This is a genomic window from Streptomyces sp. NPDC085866 (genome assembly GCF_044541035.1).
GTDB lineage: Bacteria > Actinomycetota > Actinomycetes > Streptomycetales > Streptomycetaceae > Streptomyces.
This window is the reverse complement of sequence record NZ_JBITSQ010000004.1, coordinates 34,299-61,006: the sequence shown is the minus strand read 5'-3', so window position 1 is coordinate 61,006 and position 26,708 is coordinate 34,299. Positions and strand designations below refer to the sequence as shown.

At 66.6% G+C, this 26,708-nt stretch carries 26 protein-coding genes and 2 pseudogenes; 25 read left to right on the top strand and 3 right to left on the bottom strand.

All coding sequences use genetic code 11. The annotated features are described in order from the left end of the window. The first annotated feature begins 61 nt into the window (after nt 1–61). The 4 genes from ACIF83_RS10390 to ACIF83_RS10375 all read left to right on the top strand — a co-directional run bounded on the left by ACIF83_RS10390 (nt 62) and on the right by ACIF83_RS10375 (nt 7,181). Entirely contained in the window at nt 62–1,207 is a 1,146-nt protein-coding gene (locus ACIF83_RS10390; protein WP_393472802.1) for an ROK family glucokinase, read from the top strand. After that, nucleotides 1,204–1,785 carry a sugar kinase gene (locus ACIF83_RS10385; protein WP_393472799.1) on the top strand — a complete coding sequence of 194 codons (582 nt, stop codon included), beginning with the start codon at nt 1,204–1,206 and terminating at the stop codon, nt 1,783–1,785. Before ACIF83_RS10390 ends, ACIF83_RS10385 begins: the two co-directional genes overlap by 4 nt. Nucleotides 1,786–1,881: 96 nt before the next feature. Continuing rightward, on the top strand, nt 1,882–4,728 hold the full coding sequence (locus ACIF83_RS10380) for a DEAD/DEAH box helicase (RefSeq protein ID WP_399725403.1): 2,847 nt from the start codon (nt 1,882–1,884) through the stop codon (nt 4,726–4,728). Nucleotides 4,729–5,528: 800 nt separating this feature from the next. Continuing rightward, nucleotides 5,529–7,181, top strand: a complete 1,653-nt coding sequence (locus tag ACIF83_RS10375) for an SWIM zinc finger family protein (RefSeq protein ID WP_399725400.1) — start codon at nt 5,529–5,531, stop codon at nt 7,179–7,181. Nucleotides 7,182–7,328: 147 nt separating this feature from the next. On the opposite strand, the gene ACIF83_RS10370 is transcribed toward ACIF83_RS10375, so the two are convergent. Genes ACIF83_RS10370 through ACIF83_RS10360 form a run of 3 tightly spaced genes read right to left on the bottom strand, consistent with a single transcriptional unit; the run spans nt 7,329 to nt 10,601 of the window. Further along, on the bottom strand, nt 7,329–9,068 hold the full coding sequence (locus ACIF83_RS10370; protein WP_399725397.1) for a hypothetical protein: 1,740 nt from the start codon (nt 9,066–9,068) through the stop codon (nt 7,329–7,331). A 40-nt stretch (nt 9,069–9,108) separates the two neighbouring features. Further along, on the bottom strand, nt 9,109–9,693 hold the full coding sequence (locus tag ACIF83_RS10365) for a DUF5825 family protein (RefSeq protein ID WP_399725394.1): 585 nt from the start codon (nt 9,691–9,693) through the stop codon (nt 9,109–9,111). A gap of 26 nt (nt 9,694–9,719) precedes the next feature. Next, the gene (locus ACIF83_RS10360) at nt 9,720–10,601 is read right to left on the bottom strand and encodes a radical SAM protein (protein WP_399725391.1); all 882 of its coding nucleotides are present in this window, start codon (nt 10,599–10,601) and stop codon (nt 9,720–9,722) included. A gap of 183 nt (nt 10,602–10,784) precedes the next feature. Here ACIF83_RS10360 and ACIF83_RS10355 point away from each other — a divergent pair. From ACIF83_RS10355 to ACIF83_RS10255, 21 genes and pseudogenes are all read left to right on the top strand, one after another. Continuing rightward, nucleotides 10,785–11,726: pseudogene (locus ACIF83_RS10355) on the top strand (ABC transporter transmembrane domain-containing protein); the annotation flags it as partial. 339 nt (nt 11,727–12,065) lie between these two features. Beyond that, nucleotides 12,066–12,494, top strand: coding sequence for a hypothetical protein (locus ACIF83_RS10350; RefSeq protein ID WP_399725388.1), 429 nt, complete (start codon nt 12,066–12,068; stop codon nt 12,492–12,494). Nucleotides 12,495–12,666: 172 nt separating this feature from the next. Continuing rightward, on the top strand, nt 12,667–13,011 hold the full coding sequence (locus ACIF83_RS10345) for a WhiB family transcriptional regulator (RefSeq protein WP_399725385.1): 345 nt from the start codon (nt 12,667–12,669) through the stop codon (nt 13,009–13,011). Between the two features lie 574 nt (nt 13,012–13,585). Continuing rightward, nucleotides 13,586–13,834, top strand: coding sequence for a hypothetical protein (locus ACIF83_RS10340; RefSeq protein ID WP_399725383.1), 249 nt, complete (start codon nt 13,586–13,588; stop codon nt 13,832–13,834). 3 nt (nt 13,835–13,837) lie between these two features. Then, a complete protein-coding gene (locus tag ACIF83_RS10335) occupies nt 13,838–14,665 on the top strand; it encodes a RecB family exonuclease (protein ID WP_399725380.1) in 828 nt (275 codons plus the stop codon). Nucleotides 14,666–15,191: 526 nt separating this feature from the next. Continuing rightward, nucleotides 15,192–15,473, top strand: coding sequence for a hypothetical protein (locus ACIF83_RS10330; RefSeq protein ID WP_399725378.1), 282 nt, complete (start codon nt 15,192–15,194; stop codon nt 15,471–15,473). Between the two features lie 14 nt (nt 15,474–15,487). Then, nucleotides 15,488–16,282, top strand: a complete 795-nt coding sequence (locus ACIF83_RS10325) for a DnaB-like helicase C-terminal domain-containing protein (RefSeq protein WP_399725375.1) — start codon at nt 15,488–15,490, stop codon at nt 16,280–16,282. Further along, complete coding sequence (locus ACIF83_RS10320) at nt 16,275–16,463, top strand: hypothetical protein (RefSeq protein ID WP_399725372.1); 189 nt, start codon at nt 16,275–16,277, stop codon at nt 16,461–16,463. The genes ACIF83_RS10325 and ACIF83_RS10320 overlap by 8 nt, the downstream gene beginning before the upstream one ends. A gap of 385 nt (nt 16,464–16,848) precedes the next feature. Then, nucleotides 16,849–17,043: pseudogene (locus tag ACIF83_RS10315) on the top strand (CHC2 zinc finger domain-containing protein); the annotation flags it as partial. A gap of 13 nt (nt 17,044–17,056) precedes the next feature. Next, nucleotides 17,057–17,704, top strand: a complete 648-nt coding sequence (locus tag ACIF83_RS10310) for a toprim domain-containing protein (protein WP_399725369.1) — start codon at nt 17,057–17,059, stop codon at nt 17,702–17,704. Further along, on the top strand, nt 17,701–17,943 hold the full coding sequence (locus tag ACIF83_RS10305) for a hypothetical protein (protein ID WP_399725366.1): 243 nt from the start codon (nt 17,701–17,703) through the stop codon (nt 17,941–17,943). The genes ACIF83_RS10310 and ACIF83_RS10305 overlap by 4 nt, the downstream gene beginning before the upstream one ends. Continuing rightward, on the top strand, nt 17,943–18,710 hold the full coding sequence (locus tag ACIF83_RS10300) for a hypothetical protein (RefSeq protein ID WP_399725364.1): 768 nt from the start codon (nt 17,943–17,945) through the stop codon (nt 18,708–18,710). Before ACIF83_RS10305 ends, ACIF83_RS10300 begins: the two co-directional genes overlap by 1 nt. A 10-nt stretch (nt 18,711–18,720) precedes the next feature. Next, nucleotides 18,721–19,311, top strand: coding sequence for a hypothetical protein (locus ACIF83_RS10295; RefSeq protein WP_399725361.1), 591 nt, complete (start codon nt 18,721–18,723; stop codon nt 19,309–19,311). Between the two features lie 10 nt (nt 19,312–19,321). Next, the gene (nrdJ, locus tag ACIF83_RS10290; protein ID WP_399725358.1) at nt 19,322–21,376 is read left to right on the top strand and encodes a ribonucleoside-triphosphate reductase, adenosylcobalamin-dependent; all 2,055 of its coding nucleotides are present in this window, start codon (nt 19,322–19,324) and stop codon (nt 21,374–21,376) included. 99 nt (nt 21,377–21,475) lie between these two features. Next, the gene (gene thyX, locus ACIF83_RS10285; protein WP_399725355.1) at nt 21,476–22,177 is read left to right on the top strand and encodes an FAD-dependent thymidylate synthase; all 702 of its coding nucleotides are present in this window, start codon (nt 21,476–21,478) and stop codon (nt 22,175–22,177) included. 694 nt (nt 22,178–22,871) lie between these two features. Next, nucleotides 22,872–23,237 carry an SLOG family protein gene (locus ACIF83_RS10280; RefSeq protein ID WP_399725353.1) on the top strand — a complete coding sequence of 122 codons (366 nt, stop codon included), beginning with the start codon at nt 22,872–22,874 and terminating at the stop codon, nt 23,235–23,237. Beyond that, entirely contained in the window at nt 23,203–23,658 is a 456-nt protein-coding gene (locus tag ACIF83_RS10275; protein WP_399725350.1) for a deoxycytidylate deaminase, read from the top strand. The genes ACIF83_RS10280 and ACIF83_RS10275 overlap by 35 nt, the downstream gene beginning before the upstream one ends. Before the next feature lie 227 nt (nt 23,659–23,885). Further along, nucleotides 23,886–24,548 carry a hypothetical protein gene (locus tag ACIF83_RS10270; RefSeq protein ID WP_399725347.1) on the top strand — a complete coding sequence of 221 codons (663 nt, stop codon included), beginning with the start codon at nt 23,886–23,888 and terminating at the stop codon, nt 24,546–24,548. Nucleotides 24,549–24,712: 164 nt separating this feature from the next. Continuing rightward, nucleotides 24,713–24,874: a hypothetical protein gene (locus ACIF83_RS10265; RefSeq protein WP_399725344.1), complete on the top strand. Its 162-nt coding sequence runs from the start codon at nt 24,713–24,715 to the stop codon at nt 24,872–24,874. Nucleotides 24,875–25,246: 372 nt separating this feature from the next. Beyond that, nucleotides 25,247–25,888, top strand: a complete 642-nt coding sequence (locus ACIF83_RS10260; RefSeq protein ID WP_399725342.1) for a histone-like nucleoid-structuring protein Lsr2 — start codon at nt 25,247–25,249, stop codon at nt 25,886–25,888. A 137-nt stretch (nt 25,889–26,025) separates the two neighbouring features. Then, nucleotides 26,026–26,358 carry an Lsr2 family protein gene (locus ACIF83_RS10255; protein ID WP_399725339.1) on the top strand — a complete coding sequence of 111 codons (333 nt, stop codon included), beginning with the start codon at nt 26,026–26,028 and terminating at the stop codon, nt 26,356–26,358. Nucleotides 26,359–26,708: the final 350 nt, after the last annotated feature.

Below are 26,708 nucleotides of genomic sequence, written 5' to 3'. Positions count from 1 at the left end.
GCACCTCCTCCCCCCGCCCCGCGCAGCACTCAGCGTGAGCGTGCGGCAGAATCGACAAACGATGAGCACCTACCGCGACCTCACCGCCCCCATCGGCTCCCGCCGAGCCCCCGTGCTCCGAACGGTCGGCACCAGGGAACGCCGGTCACATCTGACTGCGCCCCGTGTCCCCACCGTCGGCATCGACATCGGCGGCACCAAGGTCATGGCGGGCGTGGTGGACGCGGACGGCAACATCCTGGAGAAACTCCGCGCGGAGACCCCGGACAAGTCCAAGAGCCCCAAGGTCGTCGAGGACACCATCGTCGAACTGGTCCTGGACCTGTCCGACCGCCACGACGTGCACGCGGTCGGCATCGGCGCCGCCGGCTGGGTCGACGCCGACCGCAACCGCGTCCTGTTCGCGCCCCACCTGTCCTGGCGCAACGAACCGCTGCGGGACCGGCTCGCCGGCCGCCTCTCCGTCCCGGTCCTCGTGGACAACGACGCCAACACCGCCGCCTGGGCGGAGTGGCGCTTCGGCGCCGGCCGCGGCGAGGACCACCTGGTCATGATCACGCTCGGCACCGGCATCGGCGGCGCCATCCTGGAGGACGGCCAGGTCAAGCGCGGCAAGTACGGCGTCGCGGGTGAGTTCGGCCATATGCAGGTCGTCCCCGGCGGCCACCGCTGCCCGTGCGGCAACCGCGGCTGCTGGGAGCAGTACAGCTCCGGCAACGCGCTCGTCCGCGAGGCCAAGGAGCTGGCCGCGGCGGACTCCCCGGTGGCCTACGGGATCATCGAGCACGTCAAGGGCAACATCGACGACATCACCGGCCCGATGATCACCGAGCTGGCCCGCGAGGGCGACGCCATGTGCGTCGAGCTGCTCCAGGACATCGGCCAGTGGCTCGGCGTCGGCATCGCCAACCTCGCCGCCGCCCTCGACCCGTCCTGCTTCGTGATCGGCGGCGGCGTCAGCGCCGCCGACGACCTGCTCATCGGCCCGGCCCGGGACGCCTTCAAGCGCCACCTCACCGGCCGCGGCTACCGCCCCGAGGCCCGCATCACCCGCGCCCAGCTCGGCCCCGAGGCCGGCATGGTCGGCGCCGCCGACCTGGCCCGGCTGGTCGCCCGGCGGTTCCGGCGGGCCAAGCGGCGCCGGGTGGAGCGGTACGAGCGCTACGAGCGGTACACCCAGGCCCGCCGCGACCGGGACACCGCATGATCGCCTCGCTGCCCCATCAGGCCGCGCCCCCGGACGAACCGCGCAGGCCCGCCGAGGACCCGCGGCACAAGGCCAAGCGCAGGGCGCTGACCCTGCTGATCATCGGGCTGCTCATCGGCGTCCCGGCGGGCTACCTGGTGATCTCCGCCAACCAGAGCCGCAACAGCGGCAAGGACAAGGAGGCGAAGTACTCCGCGACCGGCCTCACCCCGGGCTGGCCGTCGAAGGTGCAGCGCCGCCTCTACCAGGTGGCGGTCCCGCACCCCGCCGACTACATCGCCTACTACGAGACCAACAACTGGAAGACCAGCCGTCTGTACGTGCAGTTCCGCACCAACAGCGCCGGCCTGGACAGCTTCCTGGGGGCTGTGGGCGTACGCCGGGACGAGCTGAAGAAGGACCACATCACCATCGGCTCCCGCGACCAGAAGGTCTCCGGCTGGAACTTCACCGGCCCCGGCCCCTGGTCGGGTCTCACCCACAAGCAGAAGAACCCGGCACCCACCCAGGACGTGGTCGTCAACATGTCCGACCCGAACTATCCGATGGTGTACGTCGTCTCCCGCACGGTCCCGTAACGAGGGCTCCGGCCGGCCGCCGGAGCCGATTGTCAGACCCCGCCCGTAGAGTCGAGGACATCTGATCCGAGACGCGAACGGGAGGTGGCAGGACGTATGAGCGGAGGCACGGCTGTGGTGGCCGAGCGCACGGGAGGTTCCCGGGAATCCGGGGACCTCGTTCCGGTCCGCCTCGCGTCCGTCTACCTGCCCGCGCCCCTCCCGCGCGAGGGCCGCGTCGCCTTCTGGGACCCCGACGGCGGCCCGCTGCCCGGCGAGAGCGACACCGACGAGCTGACCGTCGTACGACGCCACGGAGCGAGCGTGCGCCGCAGGCAGGTGCCCGCGCTGACCCTGCCGCTCGCCGAGGCCCTGCCGCTGCTGGTCCGGGCCCGCCGCGACCCGGCCGCCCACCCGGCCACGGCCTGCTGGGGAGCCGCCGCCCTGCACGCGCTGCGACTGGTCGCCCGCGGCCGTCTGCTGCCCGGCCTGACCCCGAGCGGCCACGACGCCTGGCGGGCCGGCCCGCTGGAGCCCGACGACATCGCCCACCTGCGCGCGGTGGCCGCGGCCCTGCCCCCGGAGGGCCACGCCGTGCCGCTGCCGGACCCCGGGCCGCTCCGGCTGCCCGAGCCCGAAGCGCTGATCCGCTCCTTCCTGGACGCGGTCGCCGACACCCTGCCCCGCACCCCGGCCGCCCCCCACACCGCCGGCCGCCCCTTCGCCGCCCGCGAGCCCCAGGCACTGCCCGCCGCCCACGACTGGGCGGCGGAGGTCGCCGCCGGCATGGACGCGGGCGTACGGATCTCGCTGCGCCTGGACCTGTCCGCGTACGACGTCTTCGACGCCGGTGCCGTCGAGGGCGCCCGCGCGGCCGGCGCGGCGATCGTCCAGGTGCACAGCCTCGCCGACCCGACCCTGGTGGCCGACGCGGCGGCCCTGTGGGCGGGGGACGCCGACGCGGCCTTCGGGCCACGCGCGCGCGTGGACGCCGCCCTCGCCGTGCGGCGCGCGGCCCGCGTGTGGCCGCCCCTGGACCGGCTCGCCGAGCAGGAGACCCCCGACGTCCTCGCGCTCTCCGAGGAGGAGCTGGGCGAGCTGCTCGGCGTGGCGGCCTCCCGGCTCGCCGCCGCCGGGGTCGCCGTGCACTGGCCCCGGGACCTCGCCCGCGACCTCACCGCCGCCGCCGTGGTCCGGCCCGCGCCCGGCTCGGCGACCGACGGCACCGGGTTCTTCGAGAGCGAGGACCTGCTCCAGTTCCGCTGGCAGCTGGCGCTCGGCGGGGATCCGCTCAGCGAGGCCGAGATGGACGCGCTCGCCGAGGCCCACCGGCCGGTCGTACGGCTCCGGGACCGCTGGGTGCTGGTCGACCCGGCCCTGGTCCGCAAGGCCCGCAAGCGCGAACTGGGCCTGCTCGACCCGGTGGACGCGCTGTCCGTCGCGCTCACCGGCACCGCCGACGTCGACGGCGAGAGCGTCGAGGCCGTCCCCGTCGGCGCACTGGCGACCCTGCGCGACCGCCTCACCACAGGCCTCGGCCCGGCCGCGCCGCCCGCCGGGCTCGCCGCCACCCTCCGCGACTACCAACTCCGCGGCCTGGCCTGGCTCGACCTCATGACCTCCCTCGGGCTCGGCGGCTGCCTCGCCGACGACATGGGCCTCGGCAAGACCATCACGCTCATCGCCCTGCACCTGAAGCGGGACCGCACCGAGCCGACCCTCGTGGTCTGTCCCGCGTCCCTGCTGGGCAACTGGCAGCGGGAGATCACCCGGTTCGCGCCCGGCGTCCCCGTCCGGCGCTTCCACGGCCCCGACCGCACCCTGGAGGGCCTCGACGGAGGCTTCGTCCTCACCACCTACGGCACGATGCGCTCCACGGCAGCCCAACTCGCCGGGCAGCATTGGGGCATGGTCGTCGCCGACGAGGCCCAGCACGTGAAGAACCCGTACTCCGCGACCGCCAAGGCGCTGCGCACCATCCCGGCCCCCGCGCGCGTGGCCCTCACCGGCACCCCCGTGGAGAACAACCTCTCCGAACTGTGGGCCCTGCTCGACTGGACCACCCCCGGCCTCCTCGGCCCCCTGAAGTCCTTCCGCGCCCGGCACGCGCGCGCGGTGGAGAACGGCGAGGACCAGGAGGCGGTGGACCGTCTGGCCCGTCTGGTGCGCCCCTTCCTCCTGCGCCGCAAGAAGTCCGACCCCGGCATCGTCCCCGAGCTGCCGCCCAAGACCGAGACGGACCACCCGGTGCCCCTCACCCGGGAACAGGCCTCGCTGTACGAGGCGGTGGTGCGCGAGTCGATGCTGGCCATCGAGACCTCGGAGGGAATCGCCCGCCGGGGCCTGGTCCTGAAGCTGCTCGGCGCCCTGAAGCAGATCTGCGACCACCCGGCGCTGTACCTGAAGGAGGACACGCACGCCGACCGGCTGCCGGCCCGCTCCGGCAAACTCGCCCTCCTGGACGAGCTGTTGGACACCGTGCTCGCCGAGGACGGCTCCGTACTGGTCTTCACGCAGTACGTCGGCATGGCCCGCCTCATCACCGCCCACCTGTCCGCCCGCGCGGTCCCCGTGGACCTCCTGCACGGCGGTACCCCCGTGCCCGAGCGCGAGCGCATGGTCGACCGCTTCCAGGACGGCGAGACCCCCGTCCTCGTCCTCTCCCTCAAGGCCGCCGGTACGGGCCTGAACCTCACCCGCGCCGGCCACGTCGTCCACTTCGACCGGTGGTGGAACCCGGCCGTCGAGGAACAGGCCACCGACCGCGCCTACCGCATCGGCCAGACCCAGCCCGTCCAGGTCCACCGCCTGGTCACCGAGGGCACGGTCGAGGACCGCATCGCCGAGATGCTGGAGTCCAAGCGCGCCCTGGCCGACGCCATCCTCGGCTCGGGCGAGTCGGCCCTGACCGAACTCACGGACCGCGAGCTGTCCGACCTCGTCTCCCTGCGGAGGTCCTCATGACGACCGGGGAACAGCGCCCCGGCGACGCGGCCCGCCCCGGCGACGCGGCCCGACAGGCCCTGCGGGCGGCACGGGAGCGGGCGGAGGCCGAGCGGGGCGGGGCCGCGGAGGCGAGGCGGCCGGAGCACCCGACCGAGCAGGCCGCCGCCGCGCGGCCGAGGCCCGCGGACGCCGCGCGAGCCGCACTCCGGTCGGCTGTGCCCGCCCGCCGGGATGCGGATGCGGACGCGGCGACGGCCGATCCGGGCGACCCCGTCGGGCCCGGCGACACGGACGAGACCAGGGCCACGGGCGGGGATGCCGGTAGCCCGGCGGTTTCTGGTGGCCGGGATGAGTCCGGTGCTTCGGCGGAGTCGGGTGTCTGGTCTGGGGCCGGTGGTATGTCGGTTTCCGGTGACCGGGGTGGGTCCCGTGGGACGGGGGTATCCGTCGGCCGTGGTGGGTCCCGTGGGGTGGGGGCATCGGGTGGCCGTGGTGGGTCCGGTGTCCCGGCGGAGTCGGGTGTCGGGGCTGGGGTCGGTGGCGCGGCGATCTCTGGGGACCGGGTTGGGGCCCGTGCCGTGGTTGAGTCCGGTGATCGGGATCGGGTCGGCGGCGCCGCGGTGACTGGTGACGGGGACGACTCGGGTGCCGCTGCGGAGTCCGGTGACCTGGATCGGGCCGATGGCGCCGCGCTGACTCGTGACGGGGCTGAGTCCGGTGCCACAGCGGCCGGTGACCGGGATGAATCCGGTGCCACGGCAGAGTCCGGTGACCGGGGCGAGTCAGGTGCCACGGCGCAGTCCGGTCACGCGGGCGACATGAACGTGGCGCAGACCGCCACCTCCACCCCCACCCCACGCCCCGCCGACGCGGCCAGGGAAGCCCTCCGGGCCGCCCGTCGGGAAGCGCTGCGTGCCGAGGCGGAGTCGGCAGGGTCCCGGCGTGGGAGGCGCACGTCGGCGCGGCCCGTCGGCGCCACACCCGTGTCCGCACGCCCCGGCGCCGAATCCCGGATCACCGCCCGCGTCCAAGCCGCCCACGACATGCGCCAGTTCCTGGCGAATGCCTTCCGCATGCCGTCCGTCGCCGACACGGCCGACACGGTCGACGAGACGGACGACGACACCGGCACGGACACCACCGCCCGCGCGGCCGACCCCACCGAACCCCGCCCCCCGGCATCCCCGCAGATCCCCGCCACGATGGCCACCCCGCACCGTGACACCGAACTCCGCCGTACGTTCCCCGCGTTCCCGCCCCGGGAGGGCTCCTCGGCGGACTCCGCGTTCGCCGGGACCTGGTGGGGGAACGCCTGGGTCGACGCGCTCGAACAGGGCGCGCTGGACGTCAAGCGGCTGGGCCGCGGCAGGGGTTACGCGGACCAGGGCCATGTGGACGCGATCACCGTGACGCCGGGCCTGGTGCTGGCGTACGTGCGGGGGAGCCGTCCGCGTCCGTACCGGGTGCAGGTGCGGCTGCGCACACTGAAGGACGCGGACTGGGAGCGGTTCCTGGACGCGGCCGCCGACCGGCCAGGGCACATCGCGGCGCTGCTGGACAAGGAGTTGCCCCAGTCCCTCGCCGACTGCGGTGTGCCCCTGCTGCCCGGCCCCCGCGACCTCGCCCCGCAGTGCAGCTGCCCCGACTCCGGCCACCCCTGCAAGCACGCGGCCGCCCTCTGCTACCAGACGGCACGCCTGCTCGACGCCGATCCCTTCGTGCTGCTCCTGCTGCGCGGCCGGGGCGAGAAGGGCCTCCTGGACGCGCTGTCCCGCCGCAGCGCCGCCCGCGCGGCCCGCGCCGCCCAGGAGGGACCACCGAGGTCCCTGCCCGGCGTGCGTGCGGCCGAGGCCCTCGCCCCGCGTCAACTCCCGCCGCTGCCCATGCCGTTGCCCATGCCGCCGCACCCCGAGCAGCCCCCGGTCTACCCGGCGGCGCCCGGCGGACCGGACCCCTTCGCGCTGGACCAGTTGGCGACCGACGCCGCCGCCCGAGCGCACGCGCTGCTCGCCACGGGCCGCGACCCGGTCGGCGAACTGACCCTGTGGCAGGACGCCGTCCGCCTCGCCGCCGCCCGCCCCGGTTCCGGCCTGACCGCCACCACCCGCACCCTGTACGCCACGCTCGCCGCGGCCACCGACCGCACCACGGCCGACCTGGCCCGCGCGGTCGCCGCCTGGCGGCAGGGCGGGCCGGAGGGACTGGCCGTCCTGGAGGAGCCGTGGGATCCGCCGGCCGGCCGCTTCGACCGGGCCCGCCCGCTGCTGCTCGCCGCCGACCTCCCGGCCTTCCGCCCCCGGCGCAACCGCCTCACCCACCCCCGCGGCCATGTCCAGCTCCGCCTCGGCCGCGACGGCCTCTGGTACGCCTACGAGTCGGAGCCGGACCAGGACGACTGGTGGCCCCGCGGCACACCCGACCTGGACCCGGTCGGCGCCCTCACGGGCCTGGGCACACCGGACGACCTGTGACGCCTGCTCCATCCCCACCCCCGTTGAGACGAGGCTGAACGACAGGCTCACCGACCCGGACGTCACGACCCCCGACGCCCAAGGGCTGTCCCCCCCGACGCAGTGGCCCGGCACCCGGGTCTTTCGCCGGCCGTGGGCGAGTGGCCGTCAGACCAGCACGCGCGCTTCAAATATTTCACCGAATACGGGCACGGGCAGCGGGATCCGCCCGGTTGCCAGCATCCCCGAAGCCTGCTGCCGCCAATGTGTCTCGTCATGCTGGACCGCGGGCCAATGCAGCACAAGTTCGTTCGACGACGAAGCACCGGTTGCCGCCGGAAGGTTCACCTCCAGCAACGACCACTCGTGCGGACTGGGAGCGATACGGCCGAGCACACGGCCACCGAACTCCAAGGTGCCGGACTCCGCGTCAGAGGCCGCCTGCGGTGTGCGATACATCAACCGCAGTCGGGCCTGGGACGACCTGGACGGATCCAGCGCCGCCCGGAACACCGGAGCCGCTGACCGGAAGTACGCGGGGGTCGGGCCGTTGACGATGCGCGGAGCGCTGTCGCCGCGCCCGGCAAGCAGATCGGCAGAGTCGATCCGAGGCGGGACTGGACGGCCGAGCGCCTGCGCCAGCAGCTCGGTCAACGGCGTCCTGGCAAGGGAACCGAAGTCGCTCAGCGCTGTCGGATTCAAATAGCGCTCGGCGTTGGGCCACCGGCAGAGCCGGTCGTACTCGGGCGTGAGCCAGGCCGGCACACCGTTCGTCAGCAGGGCCAGCAGGTCTGACATGTCGGCCGAGACGGAGGGGGCCTCGGCGACGGCAACCGCCAACTGACGCCGCAGCACATCGGGAGGCTGGCTGAGCCAGGCACTGTGACACGCGGAGAGCAGATGCCCGACGGCTCGGATGCGTCGGTCTCCGGGACGGTCGGGACCGACCGGACGCGTGTCCGACTCCGTTGCAGGACGTAGGCAGCGCGCCACGGCCCGCATCGCCTTGACCATGCCGCTCGGGCTCAGATGGCAGTAGTCGAGGAAGTAACCGGGATCGGGGAGGCCGGTCGAGGGATCGGCGAGTTCCTCACGCAGGTCGACCAAGGCGTGACCGCCACGCTGCGCGAAGGCGCACAGCTCGGCCTGCACCAGCGCGGTGGCGCGGGGGGTATGTGCGATGAGCAGCCCGCAGACCGCGTCACGGGCCTCCTCCCAGGCGGTCCTGGCGCTGCCGTGATCGCCCAGCTCATGATGTGCGCGAGCCCGCGCCCATGCCGCCAGTGGACTGGTTCCGCCGTCCGACCGAGCCATGCGTTCGAAGGCTCCCACTACCTCCGACCATCGCCCGAGGCCCTCCGATTCCTCGATCTCCGCGTGCAGTTCGGCCCATGCGGCGACCTCGTCCGGAGCCATCAACGTGGTGTCCCAGGAGGCATCGGGCCGCCACTCGGACAGGTTGAACTCCGGTACGACCACCACCAAGTCCAAGCCGGTCCCCTCTGCGGTCGCCTTCTCCAGCCGCCGCAGCAACGCCCGAACCCTGGGCAGGACGATCTGCCGGGTGAAGACGTCCCGCAGCCCGGTCAGACCGCGCGTTCTGAGTCCTTCGGACAGACGGTCGTGATCAGCGACGGTCAGGTTCTGCAGGGACCAGTTGTTGCCCGCGAACAGGACCACCGCGTCCGCGTCGAGGTGCGGAAGGCTCTCGACGAGCCCGGCGAGGTCCGCGATCCCCGCGCCCGTCCTGGCCAGGTCGACGCACTGCACCGGCTCGGCACCGTCGGCGAGTTCGCCCTGCAGGACGTCGGCCGGGGTCAGGCCCGGATCGAGCAGGAAGCCGCGTGCGGCGGACTCCCCGACGAGGACTACGCGACGGGCGTCCGCCTTTGCGGGTACGTACGCCATTGCGTGCGGGTGTTCCCGGGTCTGTCGTGCCTGTCGGGGGCTACGAGCTCGCATAGCGGAACCGCACGGGCAGGGCGAGCCAGTGGTCGCCGATCGCGGCGAAGAGGCCCTGGTCGGCGCGGGCCCGTACGGAGCGGGCGGCCTCGGGGGAGAGGGCGTCGTCCGCGACGCAGCCGAGCGTGGGCTCGGTGAGTGCCGCGACCCAGTCGGGCCGGTCCACGATCGTCTGCGTCAGAGTGCCGTCCCTGCCGTCCTCGACCAGGACGAAGCCCGGTCCGCGGCGCAGCGTGAGCAGGGGCCGGGCCGGCACCGGCCAGGCGGCCTTCCCAGACTCGTCGCGCGGCGGGTCGAGATGGTGGAACGGGTCGTCGGGGATGCCGTCGAGGCTCCCGCGCCAGCTGACTCGCAGGCCGACCCCCGCGGCGTCCCGGAGGAACGCCAGATGGTCGGCGGCCTGTTCGGGAGAGTGGAGGCCGATGCGGAGGAAGCCGGTCACCCTGAAGCCCCTGGCGCCGGTACGGGCCACCGGGACCAGGCGGTCGCGGGTGTGCGGGGACCCCGGTTCCCAGGCGGCGAACAGTCCCTTGCGCCGCTCGGCGGCGGCCGTGCCCCCCGCCGCGGTCATCGGGGCCGCTGATCCGGGCCGCGGCGTCATGACCACTCCAATCCCGTGGCCAGCGCGACCAGATGCTCGCCGTCCCGGTAGACCAGGCCGCTCTGCTCCCACTGCGCCACCAGCTCGGCCAGCCTCTCCTCGGCGCCCGAATGGCCCGCGTCCCGCATACGGCGGGTGAGCACCTCAGTGGTCCGGCCCTTGAGCAGGTCCCGATAGGCGTCGATCGCGAGGGGGTCGGCGAGCAGGTGCTCGCGGGGTGCTCTGCGCACCCGTTCGTCGACGATGCGCAGGGCCGCCCCCTCTTCCAGCGCCACCAGCCGCGCACCCCGGTGCGCCTCCTGCCAGTCCGCCACCGCCTGTTCCAGCAGGTTCCCGGCCTCGGCACTGAGACCAGCCGGCTCGCTGTCGAACATGTAGACGTTGAGTCGTTCGTCGGGCAACTGGTAGACACTGGAGAGCAGTTGGGACGGTCCGCGATTGGCGAGGCCGAGCTCGGGGGTGGTGAAGTACGGGCTGAACCGCGTCAGCCGGATACGGGTGGACAGGTCCGGTGGGAAGAGATGCGAGAGGTGCCGCAGCTGCTCGACCACCGGCGAGTAGTCCTCCCAGGTTTCCCCGGGAAAGCCGTACAGCACGTTCCAGCTGGGGAAGATCGCGAGTGTACGGCAGTCGCGCAGCAGCCGGATGTTCTGCCAGCCGGTGACGCCCTTGCGCATCAGGCCGAGGACCCGCGTACTGAGGTTCTCGATGCCCGGCTGGATCTGGGTGACGCCCGCGTCGGCCATCCGCAGTAGTTGCGGGTACGTCAGATTGGACTTGACCTCGAAGAACAGCCGCAGGTCCCAGCCGAGTTCCCCGACCTGGGGCAACAGCGAGGTCAGGTACTGCATGTCGATGATGTTGTCCGAGAAGATCACGTCGAGCAGAGCTGGAGCTGGAGCTGGATTTCGCGTCCGGGCAGAGCTGCTGGTGGCGCCTGGACCGCTGGCAGCGGGCCCGAGTCCGGCAGCGGTGTCCGATTCTCGCCGGTCCGCGGTAAATGCCTGGACTGAGGACCTCTCCGACGGGACACTTCGGACTTCCGAACCTCCGGGAGTGTGATGGGGACAACAGATACGCGAGGGCCGACGCCGGGTAGGAGTGCGGTCGTTCTGGCACTGCGCCGCTACGGCCGGGAACTGCTGCGACTACGACGGCTGGCCCTGCCCGCGCTGCTGCTGCCGGCCGCGGGCAACATCGGCATCCGCTACGTCGCCCCTCTGCTGATCGCCAAACTGGCAGGACAGGCCGCCGACGGCGGCGGTCTCACCCTCGGTTCGGCGCTGCCGTACGTGCTGGGCTTCGGCGTGACGCTGCTGCTCGCCGAGGCCGTGTGGCGGGTCGGGCAGCACTGCCTGAACCGCGTGGACGCCCTCGGCATGGAACGCCTGTACGTGAGCGGCATGGACGAACTTCTCGCCAAGGACGCGGCATTCTTCCATGACAACTTCGCCGGCTCCCTGACCAAACGGGTGCTGAGCTTCGGCAAGTGCTTCGAGGATTTCGTCGACACGGTGACGTACCGGATCGTGGGCAGTCTCGTCCCCCTGGTGTTCGGTGCCGTGGTGCTGTGGAGCTACGAACCGATGCTCGTCGCCGGCCTTCTTGTGATGATCGCGCTGACCGCGGTAGCGGCGACACCTCTGATCCGTCGCCGGCAGAGGCTCGTCAATGACCGTGAGGCGGCGATCGCGCGGGTCTCCGGCCACGTTGCCGACAGCCTCGTGAACATGGAGACCATCCGGGCGTTCGCGGCCGAGGGGCGGGAGGCCGACGAACACCGCAGCCGTGTCGCGGATTCCCGACGCCTGACGCTGAGGTCGTGGGACTACGGCAATCTGCGCGTCGACACCCTGATCGCCCCCATGTCCGTGCTGACCAACGTGCTGGGTCTGCTGGTCGCCACCGCCTTCGGTGGCTCGGGCCAGGGAGTGGAGGAGGTCGTCGTCGCCTTCACCTACTACTCCAACGCGACCCAGATCATGTTCGAGTTCAACCAGATTCGGGGCTCTGACCTGCGGAAACGTGGCTCTTACGGGGTAGTCTGCCCCGTCTGAAGGGGCCCCGCAACCCGCTTCCGAACACCCACCTTCGAACGTTCGAACGATATGTGACTAGCTCGAAGCTAGGTTTCTACCTGGGTGGCGCAACCCTTCTTCGCTCACTGTGCGTATAGTTTCATTGAAGCTGGTTAGTAGTTGCTACTAGCCAGGATCGTTGACAGTCAATCGGGTACCTCGGTACCGTTAGCAAGATCGAAGACGGCCCATGGAAGAGGAACGATGCCGGCCCCCAGGAAGCTGCCTGACAACAGCGTTCTACTGAAACTGCGCGAGCGAGGCATGACCTACGCGGACATTGCCTCTCAGTACGGCACCACTGAAGGGGCCGTCTACTGGCAGTTGCGCGACGCTGGTGGCGTCAAGACTCGCCCCGATCACTCGAAGTACCTCCCTTGGAAGGTGAAGAGGGATCACTCTCACGCTCGACCGGCCGTCCTGCTGCGGTACCTGAGCCGTCGAGAGCAAGGGGACAGCATCCCTGAGGCTAAGAACCGCCAAGTTGACCGGTGGTTGGAGGAGCTGAAGGGCGCCGATGTTGTCGTGTGCTACGACCGCGAAATGCCGCCGAACCCCGCTAGCCCGGTCACGGGTGGCTTCTACTACTCGAAGCGCCGTCCCGAGGACGGAGACGCTGTCATACGGTGCAGTCCCGAGGACGCGGACGACACTTCGAAGGTGAAGAAGAGCCAGGTTCCGCGCGTCGTGTGACCTGGTCGCGTACCGCAGGGCCGTCCCCACCCGCAGGGGGGCGGCCTTTCTTGTGCCCTGAACCTATGGTCGGAACCTAGCATTGACTCCGTCAGGGGGTCGGAGGCAAGATTGAGCTTGTCAGGGGGGCGGAACGAAGCCCTCCGGATGAAAGCCCAAGCACCCCCCAGCAATGCGAGGCACCTTGAATCCCTGTGCAGGTAACCCCGACAAGTGGTTCAGCGAGAGTCCGAAGATGATCGCCGAGGCGAAGGCCGCGTGCGACACGTGCCCGGCGCGTATCCGGTGTGCCGAGCATGGCGAAAGTGAAGAGTTCGGCGTGTGGGGCGGAACGACCCCCGAAGATCGTCGGAATGCACGACACTTCCGCCTGATCATGTTGGAAGAAGTGACGAATAACCGCATCCGAGAGATGCACCGGGACGGGGTTTCGATCTCCGCCATGGCGCGTGAGCTGGACATCCCCCGGATGACGCTCGCCAACAGGCTTCGGAGGCTTACGGGTTTGGCCGCCTAGCGCGCGGCGGCCTCAAAACGTCACGGGTTGAGAGTCAACGATTGGCAAAAGATCGGCTAGCGGCCCCCTGTGGCGTATGCGGAACGCAAGCTACCGCTTAGTCTTTTCTTACCTCATTCACAGGCTGGGGGACCTGAGGGGGGAATGTGAGTGTCGTGTGTGGAACGACCTTTGAGGTAGCGACAGCAGAATGATTCCCATAGACAGCTCTACCGGCCTTGACCTCGACAGTGCAGGGGTCGACCTTCAGGGCATTGACATACTCTTCGACATGCCTCAAGTGGCCTCTGTGGCCCGAGTGCGGTACATGAACGGGACTCGACTCGAAATCTCGTACTGTCCGCAGCATGTTGACGGGTTCGACTACGACATGGCTCGGGACCTGATCCCGATACGAGCCGTACCCCTGAAGGGTTGGCCGAGTCACACCCTCGGATGCGGCCACGAAGACGAATTCACCAGCGCCTATTGGCTCTTCGACTAGAGCCTTACCGCTCAGCAAACTTCATATGAACCTAGGGGCGCCTTCCCGGGTGCCCCTTCTTACTGCCCCGAACCTAGCATTGGAGCCAGCGTGGACGCGTTCAGGACCGACACCACCCCTACCGCCAACTTCACCGACGTTGACGGCCGAGCCATCACCGTTCGCCCCGTGTATGACAACGGCCTCGGTCGTGTCGTAGTCGAGCTGGTCGTTCACGGCGCGACCGTGCGCCTGTCCAACGCGGCCATTCCGAAGCTCACGGACATGATCCTTACGGCGGCCCTTCTCGGCGAAACCGCCAACCTGGCCGAAGGCAATCCGACCCCTCTGGAGAAGTGACGAGTGACGGCACCGGTAGTTCACCGGTCCGTCTCTCAATACACGTCCTTCGTCCGGTGCGGTGAGGCTTACCGGCTGGAGAAGGTAGCGAAGGCCCCCCAGAATCAAGCGGCATGGTTCATTCAGGGAACGGCCTTCCATGAAGCCGTCGAGAAGTGGGAGAAGAGCAACCGGGCCTTCGGGCCCGACCAGCTCGGAGAGTGGTTCGAAGAGGCATGGGAACGCGAGTACGCCGCGGCCCTGGCCATCGAGCCGGACACTTCCCGATGGCTCACGGGCGGAGTGACGAAGCCCGAGACGGACATTAAGAAGCGCAGAGAGCGCGGACGCGATCAGGTAGAAGCGTACTTTGAGTACGCGATAGAAGCCCCCGAACGAATCTGGGAGCCGGTAGAAGGCATGCCGGCCATCGAGCTTCCGTTCACTCTCCAGCTCGGAGAAGTGACCGTGAAGGGCTTCATTGATCAAGTTGTGGAGTACCCGGACGGCCACCTTCGAGTAAGGGACCTGAAGACCGGAACCAAACTCCCTGACACGGCCTTTCAGTTGGCCGTCTATGACCACGCCCTAGATGACCTGTTCGGCGTGAAGCCCGGCTTCGGCGATTTCTTCATGGCGAAGAACAATGAACCCACGAAGCCTTGGAACCTTCAGGACTACGACCGGCCGAAGGTCGAGCGATGGTTCCGGCAGATGGACCAGGCCGTGAAGGCCGGCCTGTTCCTCCCCAACCCCGGTGATGCGTGCCGGACTTGCACTGTGCGCCGATTCTGCGACTTCAACGGTGTCGACGCACGCCAGTACCCCTACGAAGAGAGTGTGAATGTCTGAGTCTGCCGAGAAGTTTTCCGTGACCCTGAAGAGCCACGGCGGCCATGACGCTACCTGGGTAGTCATTAAGGCCGAATCTCAGACCGAGTTGGTCGACCTTCTCGACGGTTACACGAAGAGCGGTATCTCGGCCCTGATCGGTGAGGCCGTTACCGCCCTCCGAGCCGAAGAGATCCTTGGGGCGCAGCTCGGGGCGCGTCCGGTCGAGCACCCCGGTAACTACGACAGGGGCGGCCAGAACGGCGGCCAGGGCGCCGCTCAGGGTCGCGGGGGTGGCCAGGCTTCGACGCCTCACGGCCAGGCCCCCACGTGCCCGCACGGTACGAAGCGGTTCCTTGAGAAGCCGTACCGGAACAAGCCCGGAACGTGGAAGGCGTGGGCCTGCCCGGCCCCCCAGGGAACCCCGGACGCGTGCTCCCTGGAGTTCATTCAGTAGCCGCTACCGCGTAGCGATTGGCAGGGGCGCGACTGCCAGGCCGAAGGCCGACCAACGCGCCCTTCTCATGCCCAGAAACGGAGTTTAAACGTGCCCTCGATCGAAGCCCGCTTCCGTCGCTTCCACGCTGACAACCCTCACGTTCTGACCGAGCTTGAAGCCCTGGCCGAGTCCTGGTTTGAGTCGGGTAAGCCCTCGGTCGGCATCGGCTTTCTCTGTGAAGTTCTCCGGTGGAACCAGTCCATCAAGACCGCGAGTCACGATGAGTTCAAGCTGAACAACGACTTCCGGGCCCATTACGCCCGAACCATGATCGCTCGTAATCCCGAGTGGGACGGCCGCATTCGCGTTCGGGCCCTTCGTACGGCCTAACCGGAGAATCGCCCTTGTACACGATTGTCCGAGCCAAGGGTGATGCTGGAAAGACCGGCGAACCCCTCCCTACCCTCTTTAAGACCTTCGCGGCCAACACCGTTCACTTCCGCCGAGGACAGTTCACCATCATTGCGGCGGCCCCCGGTGTCGGTAAATCGGCCCTGAGTATGGGTCTCGCGCTTCACGCCCGTGTGCCGGCCTTCTACTTCTCCGCGGACACCGACCCCCAAACCATGTTCGTTCGATGTGCTGCGAACGTCTCCGGCTGGTCGACGCGGGATATCGAGAACGCCCTAGAGAAGGGCAACACGAAGTCGGTAGAAGCGCAGCTAGACGGCTTCGATCACCTTCGTTGGGACTTCACCGCGACGCTCTCGATAGATGACCTCGAAGCCGAGCTGAAAGCCTTCGCCGTCACCTACGGCATGTGGCCCGAGCTGATCATTGTCGACAACCTTTCCAATGTGGTGCCGGATGCTGAAGGCGACAGTTCCTCTTACGTCGCCCTGGAGAAGGTGTGCGAGTACCTTCACGAGCTTGCCCGGGAAACGGGCGCCTGTGTGGTCGCTCTGCACCACGTGAAGGGCGACAGCAACGACGGTAATCAGCCTGTACCCCTGTCCCAGATTAAGGGGCAGATCGGCCGTGTCCCCGAAATGATCCTGACCCTTCACCGGATCGGAGACGACGGCTCTCGACAGATGGGCGTTTCCGTAGTGAAGAACCGCACCGGGAAGGCTGACGCTTCCGGCGCGATGACTCTCTATCTAGATGCTGACATGGAAAGGATGAGACTCGATGGCTGAAGCCATATTCGATGAGATGACGGCCGACGACCGGGCCGAACAGGATCGGTTCGTTGCGGGCCGGATCGACATATGGAAGACCGCCCGGACGCTACTCATGAACGATGGGGCGATAAGCCCCGAGCCGGAAGACATCGTTCAGCTTGCTTCGTTCCTCGCCGGTGACGTGGGGGCCGTGTGAGCCAGCATCGGAAGCACCGGGGATACGAGACTCAGCGCATAGCCGCGGACTGGTTTAAACGGCACGGGTGGACGTACGTCACCCCTGCCGGTGCAGGGCAACAGGGCGTAGACCTTCTGAACATGCCTGGCCTGGCACCCGAGGTTAAGGGCCGTCGACAGCTCGACCTTCCCGGATTCCTTCGTCAGGCCACGACGAACGCCGAGGGCGCATTGCCGTTCCTGGTGGTCCGGCCGGACGGGTACGGGCCGGCCCGAGTCGGAGAGTGGGCAATGATCCTCACCCTTCAGGACGGGACCGCCCTTCTCCGGGAAGCCGGATATACGGACAACCTTTGATTCCGTCACCCTTCGGAAACTAGCATTGAACCTGTAAGGGAGGGCGGATGGAAAAGCCCCCGATTGCGGAAGTGCTAGAAGCCTACGGAGCGACTGACGTTCCCGAAGGATCACGCTTCCGGAAGATGAAGTGCCCGTTTCACGAAGACCGTAACGCCTCGGCTTCCGTGTGCACCGAAGAGAACCGTTTCCGGTGCTTCGCTTGCGATATCTCGGGCGACAGCTTCGACGTAATCGCCGATCAGGAAGGTTGCCGTGACTTCGCTTGTACCCGATCCTGCACAGAAAAGCTTCTTGGAAGAAGCTACGGGCAGGTACGAAGCGGCCCTAACGAGAAACCCCGCCGCCGTGGCGTATTTGAAGAAGAGGGGCCTGTCCGAGGACAACGCAGCCTTCTACAGGCTGGGATACGTCGAAAGCCCCTTGCCGGGGCATGAGACGGCCCGAGGAATGCTCTCGGTCCCTTACCTCACTCGGTCCGGGGTCGTCACGGTTCGGTTCCGGCGACTCGGGGACGGGGACGGCCCGAAATACCGGTCCGTTCCCGGTGACCCCCCGCGAATCTACAACGCGAATGCGCTTCTGATCCCCTCGGATCACGTAGCCATCTGTGAAGGCGAATTCGACGCCATAGCGGCCACCCTGGCCGGAATCCCTGCCGTTGGGATCGCTGGTGTAAGCGCATGGAAGTCGTACTTCGCCCGAGCCTTCAAGGGCTATCGAGCGGTCTTCATCCTCGCCGACCAGGACGACAAGGGGCAGGGGATGGAGTTCGCCGAGAAGGTAGCCGAACAGATTAAGAACGCCCGAATAAGCCCTATGCCGGCCGGACACGACGTGAATTCCTACGTCCTGGCCAACGGCCCCGAAGCCCTTCTAGCACAACTGGAGATCAACGCGTGACCCCCGCGCAACTAGCCGAGTACGTGACCGAGTTCATCGGTGAATGCCAGGCCCGAGTCATGGGAGTTGGCGCCGAACAGTACAGCGAAGGCGACCAACAGAAGTTCGAAACCATGCCGCTTCTCGGCCTGATCCAGTACGCCAGAGAAGAGGCTCAAGACCTGGCCGTCTACGCGGCCATGACCGATATCCGACTTCAGCGACTCGAAGAGGCCCTTCGAGAGAGGGGCCTCAGCTAGTGAAGCGCATCGTTGTTCTGTCCGACATGCAAATTCCGTATCACGACAAGCGCGCGTTGCGGAACGTCCTCGACTTCATCGGCCAGTATCAGCCTGACGAAGTTCACTCGGTCGGGGATGAAGTCGACTTCCCCCAGATATCCCGATGGAACCGAGGAATGGAAGGTGAGTACCGCGGGGACCTTCAGTCGCACTGTGACGCCTTCGGTCGCGTCTTCGGGAAGCCCCTCCGGTCCGTCTACGGCGGCCCCGTGGACGTCGAGCGATCCAACCACATGGACCGGCCCCTAACGTACGTCAGGAACCGTGCTCCGGGCCTTATGGGGCTGAAGGCCCTCGAAGTGCCGACCCTTCTCGACTTCGCGAAGTACGGAATCGACTATCACGAAGAGCCGTACGAGATTGCCCCCGGGTGGCTCATCGCTCACGGGGACGAAGGGGCCTCTTCGAGGATTCCGGGCGGAACCGCTATGGCTCTCGCCCGTAAGTGGGGCTATTCCGTGGTGTGCGGCCACACTCACAAGCTCGGCATTCAGCACGAGCACATGGCCGTGAATTCGAAGCTGACGCGAGAGCGGTTCGGCTTCGAGGTCGGAAACCTAATGGACTTGAAGAGTGCCCACTATCTGAAGGCTGGTCACGCCAATTGGCAACAGGGCTTCGGAATTCTCTACGTCGAGAAGAACCGAGTGACCCCTAGCCCGGTGTTCATCCGCCCGAACGGGACGTTCGTTGTCGAAGGCAAGACTTACGGCCAGAAGGCCTAGGGGGTAGACAGTGCTGGATTGGCCGAAGATTCACAAGATTGCCGAGAGCGTCGCTCAGCGAGTCGCCGCCGAATATCCGGGCATTGAAGCCGAGGACATTCGACAGGAAGTCCTTCTGTACGTCCTCGAAAACCGGTCGACGTACGAGAACGCCGACTATCCCGAAGGACAGCTTCGAAAGAACTTCCGCAAGAGGGCCGTACGGTACGCGGGCCGAGAGCGTTACGCGTATATCTATCACTCGGCCGAGTACGTTTACACGGCCTCCGAGGTTCGCAGCCTCTTCGAGAACGCGTTCTTTCAGCCGGAAATGTGGGAGAAGGCACCGACGAAGGATGACGGTATCTCGGTCACCTCGGGCGGAACCGTGGTTGCCCTATGGGACCTTGACCGGGCTTATTCGGCCCTGGCCCTGGCCGATGCCGAGGTTATTGCGAAGCGATACGAGATGGGCGAGACCCTGACCCCCGCAGAGGCTATGCGCCTGTCCCGAGCTGTCGACAAGGTAACGCGATTCCTGAATAACGGTGTCGTGAAGCGTCAGGAAGAAGCTAAGGCACACGAGGGGCCCGGTCCTCGGCGAATCGGTGCCACGGCCTAAACGTAACAAGATGAAGGAACATCATTTGAATATCGACCATGCCCCGAAGTTTGGCCCTACCGGCGAGACTGTCTATGAGCGCACCTATCAGCGTGTGAAGCCGAGCGGCCAACGTGAAACGTGGCTCGACACTGTTACTCGGGTGGTCGACGGGAACCTTTCTCTCGTACCGGAGAAGCACCGGAAGCCCGGTGAGCGAGAGAAGCTGATTCAGCTCATGTACGACTTCAAGGTGTTGCCCGCCGGCCGCCACCTCTGGGCCTCGGGCGTGCCCGGTAGGCAATACCTCTTCAACTGTCACGTTTCCGGGTGGGGCGAGAGACTGTCGACTCACTTCGAATTTACATTCATGCGGTTGATGGAAGGTGGGGGAGTCGGGGCGAACTACTCTTCGCGGTTCCTAGAGCCGTACGGGGCCCCTGGAAGGGCCCTGAACGTTCATATCGTGTGTGACCCTGGGCATCCGGATTACGCGGCTATGAAGGCCGCGGGTGTGCTGTCCGGGGACTACTCGCACGAGTGGGGTGGGGCCTACCCGGTGGAGGACAGTCGGGAAGGCTGGTCTGACGCCCTGGTCGACCTGATTGATACGTTCATGGCCGAGGACGTGAAGCACGTCGACAGGGTTTACGACGTGTCGCGCGTCCGTGCCGCTGGTGAGCCGTTGCGGACGTTCGGCGGTACGGCCTCGGGGCCTCGACCCCTGGCCCGGATGATGCTCGACGTTGCCGAGGTCATGAACGGCGCGGCCGAGCTTGGGTGGCCGCTGAATCCGCTCGAAGCCATGGAGATAGACCACGCCATCGCCGAGTGTGTCGTCTCGGGCGGAAACCGCCGTTCGGCTCGAATGGCCATGGTCGAGTGGGACGACCCGCACATCTTCGACTTCATCCGCTGTAAGGCCGATACCGGTAAGCACTGGACCACGAATATCAGCACGGTTATCGATGATCGGTTCATTGAGGCTCTGAACGATGGCCGCGAACACGCTAAGGCCGTACACACGGCCGTAGTCGCCGGAATGCTCGACAACGGGGAGCCCGGTTACTGGAATATCAGCCTGTCGAATCAGGGGGAGCCTAACCCGGTTATTGCCACTAACCCGTGCGGCGAAATCGCCCTAGAGTCGTGGGAAAACTGCAACCTCGGACACGTCAACCTCGACGCGTTCGCGCCGACCAGCTCGGCCGGCGAACCCGACCTAGAAGGGATTCTTGAAGCGCACCGCCTCATGGCGCGGTTCCTGATTCGGGCGACCTTCGGCGACGTGAACGACCCTAAGCAGCGTGAGGCCCTGGCCCGTAACCGCCGTATCGGTGTTGGTCACTTCGGCGTTCAGGGCTACCTAGCGAAGCAAGGGATCCGCTACTCGAAGGCCCCGAGCTTCTTCCGCTTCCCCTTCGAGCTTCGCGTCATGCACAACGAAGTAAAGGCCGCCGCCGCCGAGTTCTGCCACGATCTCAGGATTCCAACCCCCGTCAAGACGACCACCGTTGCCCCCACGGGCACTATCGCGAAGATGCCCGGTGTCACTGAGGGAATCCACCCGATCTACGCTCGGCACTTCATCCGTCGCGTACGGTTCAGCCTGGTCGACCCCGTTCAGGCGGAGCGTGTAAACGCGTTCTTCGCTCAGGGGTACAACGTCGAGACGGACGTGTACGACAAGAGCGGGAACACGGTTGTAGTGGAGTTCCCGACGAAGGAAAAGCTCGTTCAGGAAGTCGAAGAACTCGGCCTTCCTGCCGAGTTGGTCGAGTCTGCCGATGAGATCAGCTTTGCAGACATGCTCGCTTTTCAGGCCATGTACCAGAAGAACTATGCCGACAACGCGGTGAGCTTCACCGTGAACGTGGTTCCCGGTGTCCTCGGCCAGGCCGAGGCCGAGGCGACGTTGAAGAAGTGGCTTCCCGTACTGAAGGGAACCACCGTGTTCCCCGACCTGAGCCGCGAACAGTCGCCTTACGAGCGGATCACGGCCGAGCAATACGAAGAGGCCGCCGCGAAGACCGTTGAATCTTCCTACGACGAAGCGTGCGCTTCCGGGGCTTGCCCCGTGAAGTAACTAGCATTGAATCCGTCACCCTAGAGGCTCGATAATAGGAACACAGAGGGGCCGGACGACTCCCCGGCCCCTCTTCTCTCACTCCCCGAAGGAATCCCCTTGAAGGTCACCCCTGTCTCTACAACGGCCGTTATCGGTTTCCCCGAGGGCATCGATTGGGATGCAACCCCCGACAGCCCCGAACGGGCCGTAACGGATGCTGACTTTGTCGGCGAGTTTGCTGGTCGAGCCTGTTACAAGAGCTGGTCGAAACCGAACCCCGCCACCGCGGCGAACAGCGACTATCTCGCGAACATCATCCGTCAAGGTCACTTCAGCGTATTGGAACACGCCTCGGCTTCCTTCTACGTCGAAGGGGTTTCCCGGGCCCTTCTCTTGGAGTTGGAACGGCACCGCTTTCTCTCGTTCTCGGTCGAATCTCAGCGGTACGTCGACCAGACGAAGAGCCATCCTGAGCCGGTCATTCCTCCGGCCATGCGGGACAATGCCAAGCTGACGCGTGACTTTCAAATCGAGTACCGGTGTGCGCTCGACGCGTACCGGGCCTATGTCTCGATGCTCGAAGGCCAGGGCTTCAGCCGTAAGCAAGCCCGCGAAGCGGCCCGAGGCGTTCTGCCGAATGCCACCCCCGTTGACTTCCTGGTGACCGGGAATCTCCGAGCCTGGCGTGACGTCCTCGGTAAGCGGCACCACATGGCCGCCGATGCGGAGATTCGGGAGTTCGCCGGCCTAGTCCTCGGCCACCTTCGCAACATTGCCCCGAACTCGGTTCAGGACATACCGGAGAAGCCTTATGAGTAGCCGACTGAAGCGCGTTGTCGTCGCCCTCGTGGCGATGCTGCTAGCCACTATCGGGATCGTCGGATGCGACGACAGGCCGTGCCTGAAGGGGCATTACGACTTCATTCCGGTCGTCCACTCGACCGGTAAGAGCACTTACACCACGATTACGCCCGTGTGGGTTTGCGACCAGTACGGAAAGGCAAAGAAGTGATGCGCGGTCTTGCAGTAGGGGGCCCGCTTCACGGGCAGATCATCAGTAGCTCTCGACCGGTCGACGTTCTCGACCAGCGGTTCCCCATTCGTTGGGATGACGACTTCTCGACCGACATACGACGCAGCACGTACCGCCCCCAGCGTCTCGGCGTCCCCGGTAGCTCGAAGACCGTTCACTTCTGGGTGCACGACTCCCACTCGACCGAGGCCGCTCAGGCCATGGCGTGGGAAATGCTTCTCGATGACTTCGAGAACACCCTTCACCGCACGACCCGTAAAGAGGTTCGATTCCCGTGAAAAAGATTGCCGTAACGGCGGCCCTGGTGGCCGTATCCATCCTCGGCGCCACCGGGCAGGCCGAGGCGAAGCCGAAGGACCCCGGTACCCGGTGCATCAAGGTTCGGGACCCTGAGACTCACCACAAGCACCGAGTCTGTATATGGACTGGCCCCTATCCGATTCCGGCCGATCAGATGCCGCACCTCTGGCCGATCCAGTCTTGAAGATTCTCGTAACCGGAAGCCGCACATGGCTTGATATTCGCACGCTAGAGCGTGCCATTTTCCGTGAACTGTACGAGATGAAGTGCGCCCCCGGTGACGCCGTCCTGATCCATGGGGCGTGCCCTACCGGGGCTGACTTCCTGGCCGACCGGTACGCGAAGCGTCTCGGGATGCACATAGCCCGGTATCCGGCCGAGTGGCTCCGGTACGGCAAGGGTGCGGGGTTCCGTCGCAACGCTGAGATGGTCAAGGCCGACCCTGACGTATGCCTCGCCTTCATCCGGGGCGGTAGCAAGGGCGCCACGATGACGGCCGACCTGGCCGAGCGTGCGGGTATCCCGGTGCGGAGGTTCCGTGCCTGATCCTCGGCCCGGGTGGGACGACTACTTTCTAGGGATCGCCGAGGCCGTAGCCGCTCGGGCGGACTGCACCCGTTCTCTGGTCGGGGCCGTAATGGTGGCCGTTGGCCCGGTGGCCGGCCTACCGGTCATCGTGGGCACGGGCTACAACGGGGCCCCGCCAGGGGTCCCCGGATGCCTGTCCGAGGGCGCCTGTCCTCGGGGCCAACTGACCACCGCGGAGTGCGCCCCTAACTCCGATTACTCAAACTGTGTCTCTGACCATGCCGAGCGGAACTGTGTCCGCTTCACCCCTAGGGAGCACCGCCAGGGCGCCACGCTGTACGTGACGCGCGAACCGTGCCCGAGCTGCCGCACGCTGATCACGGCGGCCCGTGTGGGCCGTGTCGTGTGGCCCGGTGGCGAATGGATTCCGTCAGGGTGAGTCCTGTACTGTCGACCCTGCACCCTTCCCCTTCTCTTGCTGACACTTTTGAAGGTCCGGTGCAGACGGCCCCCCATCCGCCGTGAAGGGGGGCCGTTTTCGTGCCCTGATACTAGCAGTGAATCTAGCCCGTTTAAACACTTGCGCAGCGGGTCCAATGCTAGTAACGTTCTTCCTGTCAGCAAGACCGGCCGGAAAGCCCGGCCGGGATAGGAAGGGGAAACACCATGGCCCGCACGATCACCCGCGAAGAGTGGCTTCACCTGGCGATTGACGCTCTCCGCCCGGAATTCGAGAAGATCGAGTTTCCGCTTCCGGAGAAGCTTCACGTGTCGGTCGGCTTCGGCTACGGCGCGAAGCGCGAGAGCGCCACGATCCTCGGTCAGTGCTGGAACTCGGTCGCCTCCGAGGACGGTACGCCTCACATCTTCATCTCTCCGGAGATCAACAACGCGGCCCGCGTCCTCGACGTCCTGATTCACGAGCTGATTCACGCTGCGGATGACTGCAAGAGCGGCCACAAGGGGGCCTTCGCGAAGGCCGCTAAGGCTCTCGGCCTCACTGGCAAGATGACTGCCACCGTGGCCACTCCCGAACTGACCGAGAAGCTTCGGGACCTGGCGAACGGAATCGGTCCCTACTCGCACGCCACCCTGTACCCGATGGGTAAGCCCCTTCAGCCGAAGGAAGAGCCGAAGCCCGAGACTCCCGAGGACGACCCCGAGGACGGCCCGGTTTCCTCGGGCCCGAAGAAGCAAGGCACCCGGATGATTAAGGTTCAGTGCTCTTCCGAGTGCGAGTGCGGCGGGTACGTCGTCCGGACCACCGCGAAGTGGATTGAGGTTGGAATGCCGGTCTGTCCCTTCGGAACGGTGATGGAAGTCGCCTAACAGCCCCTCGGACGGCCCCCTTCGGGGGGCCTTTCGTGTTTTAGGCCACAGAGGCCGGCCGAGCTGAAGCTAGCATTTGACCCAGGGCGTTTAAACAGGTACTGTCTTCCTTGTCAGCAAGAGACACCGGGAAAAACCCGGTGCACAACCTGAAGGGGAAGACAATGAACCGCAACTTCCAGATCGTCATCACGGCCCGCGCCAACGGTGAGATGGTTCTTCTCACCACCGTTAAGGGCGCATCCGCGATGGAGGACGAAGTTACTCGCCTTCACCGCGAGTACCCGACCCACATCTTTGACTGTGTGGTGAGCTTCGCGCGGTAGCGCGACCGGGCCCCCTTCGGGGGGCCTTCTTCTTCCCTCGAAACTAGCATTTGACCTGAGCCGTTTAAACGGCTAGAGTTCTTCTTGTCAGCAAGAGAAGGGGGCCGGAAAGCCCGGCCCCCGGGAAGGAAGAACATGCACTTCGGAGACCCCCGCTTCAAGCTCGTGTGTGTCTGGCACAAGGATTGCGACGGGAACATTCACCACGCTCACCGCTTCGCGTGGGTGAAGGTCGGCAAGTAGTCGACCGGGCCCCCCGAAAGGGGGGCCCTTCTCGATCCTGAAGCTAGGTTTCGATCCGAAACAACTTGCTTTGAACCTGACACACTGCTAGATTCCCTTGCTGTCAGCAAGAATTCCGGAAGGGGCAACATGCACGCGAGCGATAAGGCCGCCGCGGTGGTCGTGGCCGGCATAGGTGCGGGGGCCTTCACCCTGTCTTACGAAGCCCTGCGGGCCGTCTACCTCGGCAGCAACGGGAACGGCACCCTGAGCCCGATATACCCGCTCATAGTTGAAGGCTTCGTCACGATCGCCACGTTCGCGGCCTACCGGCTTCGTGACTTCGGATGGAAGGCCACGGCCTACCCGTGGACCCTGGCCGCCCTGTTCTTCGCCTACAGCCTTTGGGCCAACTCTCGACCGGACACCGTTCCGGGGCCCGTCACCCGAGGGGTTCCCTCCCTGGCCGTCCCCCTGGCCGTCCACCTTCTCTCGCACATGCTGAAGAAGCGTGAGCGGCCCGAGCTGGTCGCCGAGCTGGTCGACCTCGACCAGGACGAAGAGCCCCTGCCGGATGCCCCCTGGGACCCCTGGGAAGCTCCGGCCGTACAGGCCCCGATGTTCGCGGCCTCGGCCGAGAAGACCGCTATCAGCTCGGCCACGGATGCGGGGGCGATCATCCGCACGTGGGGCCGTCAGAACGGCTACACGGTGAAGGACACCGGACGCATTCCCGAGGCCGTTCTCAAGGCGTACGCCAGGGCGCACGGCGGAGAACTGATCGAAGCGTGAGCAAGCTCGGATGGTGCATGACGGGGCACCACGAAACGTGCCCCGTCCGCACGGTAAGCGGAATCTCTTGTGACTGTAGTTGTCACGCTGGTAAGAAGTCCCCGAACGTAATCGAATTTCCGAAGGAAAGAACGAACATGGCTCAGAAGGTCGAAGTAAAGCTGATCGATGACCTTGACGGTTCCGAGGCTTCTCAGACCGTTCTCTTCGGCCTTGACGGCCGAGAGTATGAGATCGACTTGAACGATGCTCACACGGCCGCGCTGCGTGACGCCCTGGCCCCGTTCCTCGGGGCCGCCCGTAAGACCTCTGGGGGGCGCGTAGCGGTTCGCCGGATCGGCTCGACCGGCCCGACTCGGGACCTGGCGAAGGTTCGCACCTGGGCCCGCGAGAACGGTTGGCCTGACCTGTCCGACCGTGGCCGAGTCCCCGGTGAAGTCCTGAACGCGTACGACCAGGCCGCCGCGTAGCGGCCACCAGCCCGACCACACGGCCCCCGCTTTGGCGGGGGCCGTTGTCGTGTCCGAGAGTGGAAGCATGACTGTCTACATGTCTTGGGGAAGCGAGCAGGAAGGCCAGGCTTCCGGCCTTATGACGGACATAGACCACGCATGCGAAACCCTAGATGTCTCCCTGTCTCACGTTCTGCAAGTGAATGCAATCGCCGAAGATTCCTTCCGGTACCGCCTCTTGACCGAGGCTTGTGAGGACCTGAAACGGCGCATGCGGGCCGATGGCCGAACGGCCCTGGCCGACGGGAAGCCGTGGCACGGCAAGAGTGGCCCCGCATGGGTGTCGCTGTGGCCAGGAAACGGGCCTA

Excerpts from the sequence above, each read along its gene's own strand:
- ACIF83_RS10255 (WP_399725339.1), top strand. The coding sequence starts at position 26,026 with ATGGCTCAGAAGGTCGAAGTAAAGCTGATCGATGACCTTGACGGTTCC.
- ACIF83_RS10370 (WP_399725397.1), bottom strand. The coding sequence starts at position 9,068 with ATGGCGTACGTACCCGCAAAGGCGGACGCCCGTCGCGTAGTCCTCGTC.
- ACIF83_RS10265 (WP_399725344.1), top strand. The coding sequence starts at position 24,713 with ATGAACCGCAACTTCCAGATCGTCATCACGGCCCGCGCCAACGGTGAG.
- ACIF83_RS10385 (WP_393472799.1), top strand. The coding sequence starts at position 1,204 with ATGATCGCCTCGCTGCCCCATCAGGCCGCGCCCCCGGACGAACCGCGC.
- ACIF83_RS10260 (WP_399725342.1), top strand. The coding sequence starts at position 25,247 with ATGCACGCGAGCGATAAGGCCGCCGCGGTGGTCGTGGCCGGCATAGGT.
- ACIF83_RS10380 (WP_399725403.1), top strand. The coding sequence starts at position 1,882 with ATGAGCGGAGGCACGGCTGTGGTGGCCGAGCGCACGGGAGGTTCCCGG.
- ACIF83_RS10345 (WP_399725385.1), top strand. The coding sequence starts at position 12,667 with ATGCGAGGCACCTTGAATCCCTGTGCAGGTAACCCCGACAAGTGGTTC.
- ACIF83_RS10320 (WP_399725372.1), top strand. The coding sequence starts at position 16,275 with ATGGCTGAAGCCATATTCGATGAGATGACGGCCGACGACCGGGCCGAA.
- ACIF83_RS10365 (WP_399725394.1), bottom strand. The coding sequence starts at position 9,693 with ATGACCGCGGCGGGGGGCACGGCCGCCGCCGAGCGGCGCAAGGGACTG.
- ACIF83_RS10390 (WP_393472802.1), top strand. The coding sequence starts at position 62 with ATGAGCACCTACCGCGACCTCACCGCCCCCATCGGCTCCCGCCGAGCC.
- ACIF83_RS10350 (WP_399725388.1), top strand. The coding sequence starts at position 12,066 with ATGACCTACGCGGACATTGCCTCTCAGTACGGCACCACTGAAGGGGCC.
- ACIF83_RS10270 (WP_399725347.1), top strand. The coding sequence starts at position 23,886 with ATGGCCCGCACGATCACCCGCGAAGAGTGGCTTCACCTGGCGATTGAC.
- ACIF83_RS10375 (WP_399725400.1), top strand. The coding sequence starts at position 5,529 with ATGAACGTGGCGCAGACCGCCACCTCCACCCCCACCCCACGCCCCGCC.
- nrdJ (WP_399725358.1), top strand. The coding sequence starts at position 19,322 with ATGAAGGAACATCATTTGAATATCGACCATGCCCCGAAGTTTGGCCCT.